Here is a 1,861-nt window from a genome sequence, read left to right as displayed (position 1 = left end):
GGGCTGCGCAAGCGGTATCGGGACCGGTTCGCTCTCGACGGCTTCGACCTCCGGGTGGACACCGGCACGGTGTGTGGTCTGCTCGGCCCCAACGGAGCCGGCAAGACCACGTCGGTGCGGATCCTGTCCACCCTGCTGCGGCCGGACGGGGGCCGCGCCGAGGTCGCCGGGTTCGACGTGACCCGCCAGCCCGAAGAGGTGCGCTATCGGATCGGCCTGGTGGGGCAGCACCCCGCGCTCGACGAGGCGCTCAGTGGGCGGCAGAACCTGTTGCTCTTCGGCCGGCTGTTCCACCTGGGGCGCCGCCGGGCCCAGCGGCGGGCGGCCGAGTTGCTGGAGCGGTTCGGTCTCGCCGACGTCGGTGAGCGACCGGTCCGCGCGTACTCCGGGGGCATGCGCCGCCGGCTGGACCTGGCTGCCGGCATGGTCCTGGCCCCGGCCGTGCTGTTCCTCGACGAACCCACCACCGGGCTGGACCCGCGCGGTCGCAACGAGGTGTGGGAGTCGATCAGGGAGCTGGTCCGGGCGGGCACGACAGTGCTGCTCACCACCCAGCAGTTGGACGAGGCCGACCAACTCGCCGACCGGATCTCGGTGGTCGAGGCCGGTCGCGTCATCGCCGAAGGCACCCCGGACGAGCTGAAGGCACGGCTCGGCGGCGACCGGATCGAGCTGGTCGTGGGGGAGACCGGCGACCTCGCCGTCGCCGCCGCACAGATGCGTCGGGTCGTCGACGACGAACCAATCGTCGACGTGGACCGGCGCGCGGTGAGCGTCGGCGTCGGGCACCGCGCCGGTGCGCTCGTCGAGGTGCTGCGGGCGCTCGACGCCGCGCAGGTCACGGTGGCCGACGTGGCCCTCCGTCGTCCCACCCTGGACGACGTGTTCCTGCACGTCACCGGCCACCGGGCCAACTCGGAGGTGGTCGCGTGAGCGCCACGGCCCTGCCCTCGACGGTCGACCTGACGCCGGGCCGGCCCGCTCCGCTGGCCGACAGCGGCACCCTCGTCTGGCGGGGCCTGGCCCGGTGGCGACGTGACCCCGGGCCCCTGGTCGCCTCACTCGGCTTCAACATCCTGATCGTCCTGATGTTCGCCTACCTGTTCGGCGGGGCGATGGAGGTGCCCGGCGGAGGCAGCTACCGGGAGTTCCTGATGCCCGGCATGTTCGTGATGACCATGGTGTTCGGCATCAGCCTCACCACGATCGCGGTCGCCGAGGACCTGGAGCGTGGGGTGACCGACCGGCTTCGCTCGATGCCGGTCGCGCCACTCGCCCCGCTGGTCGCCCGAGCGGTGACCGACCTGCTGTTCGCCCTGGTCACCCTCGCGGTTCTGCTGGTCACGGGCCTTGCTGTCGGTTGGCGGGCGCACGGCGGGCCCGGTGCCACACTGGGCGCGGTGGGATTGATCCTGCTGTTGCGGTTCGCCCTGGTCTGGGTCGGCATCTTCCTCGGCCTGGTCACGCGCGGACAGACGGCAGTCGTCGCCGTGCAGACCCTGGAGTTCCCCCTCGGCTTCCTCTCCAACGCGTTCGTCGCACCGGCGACCATGCCGGCCTGGCTCGGCGCGGTCGCCGCGTGGAACCCATTGTCGGCGACCGTCGGTGCCACCCGCGAGCTGTTCGGCAATCCGGGCTGGGGAGGTGACTCCTGGGCGGCACAGCACTACCTGTGGTTGGCCGTGGTCTGGCCGATCGCACTGGTCGTCGTGTTCCTGCCGCTCTCGGTCGCCCGGTACCGGCGGCTGAACGGCTGAACCGCCGACGGATGCGCCCCCGGCCGGTTCGGCGCCCACGACCTGCTCCGGGCGTACGCCGCCGAGCAGGCTGAACGTCTCGAACCGGCGGAGTCCCGGCGGGC

At 72.5% G+C, this 1,861-nt stretch carries 2 protein-coding genes; both read left to right on the top strand.

What is annotated here, in order from left to right:
* A partial coding sequence (locus tag ACWCO3_RS34350; RefSeq protein ID WP_450014156.1) for an ATP-binding cassette domain-containing protein occupies positions 1–933 on the top strand: 933 nt, incomplete at its 5' end.
* The gene (locus tag ACWCO3_RS34345; RefSeq protein ID WP_145784440.1) at positions 930–1,757 is read left to right on the top strand and encodes an ABC transporter permease; all 828 of its coding nucleotides are present in this window, start codon (positions 930–932) and stop codon (positions 1,755–1,757) included. The genes ACWCO3_RS34350 and ACWCO3_RS34345, both read left to right, overlap by 4 nt.
* The last annotated feature ends 104 nt before the right edge of the window (positions 1,758–1,861 follow it).

The sequence above is a fragment of the Micromonospora sp. NPDC002411 genome (genome assembly GCF_053592955.1).
This window is presented reverse-complemented; position numbering and strand designations above follow the sequence as displayed.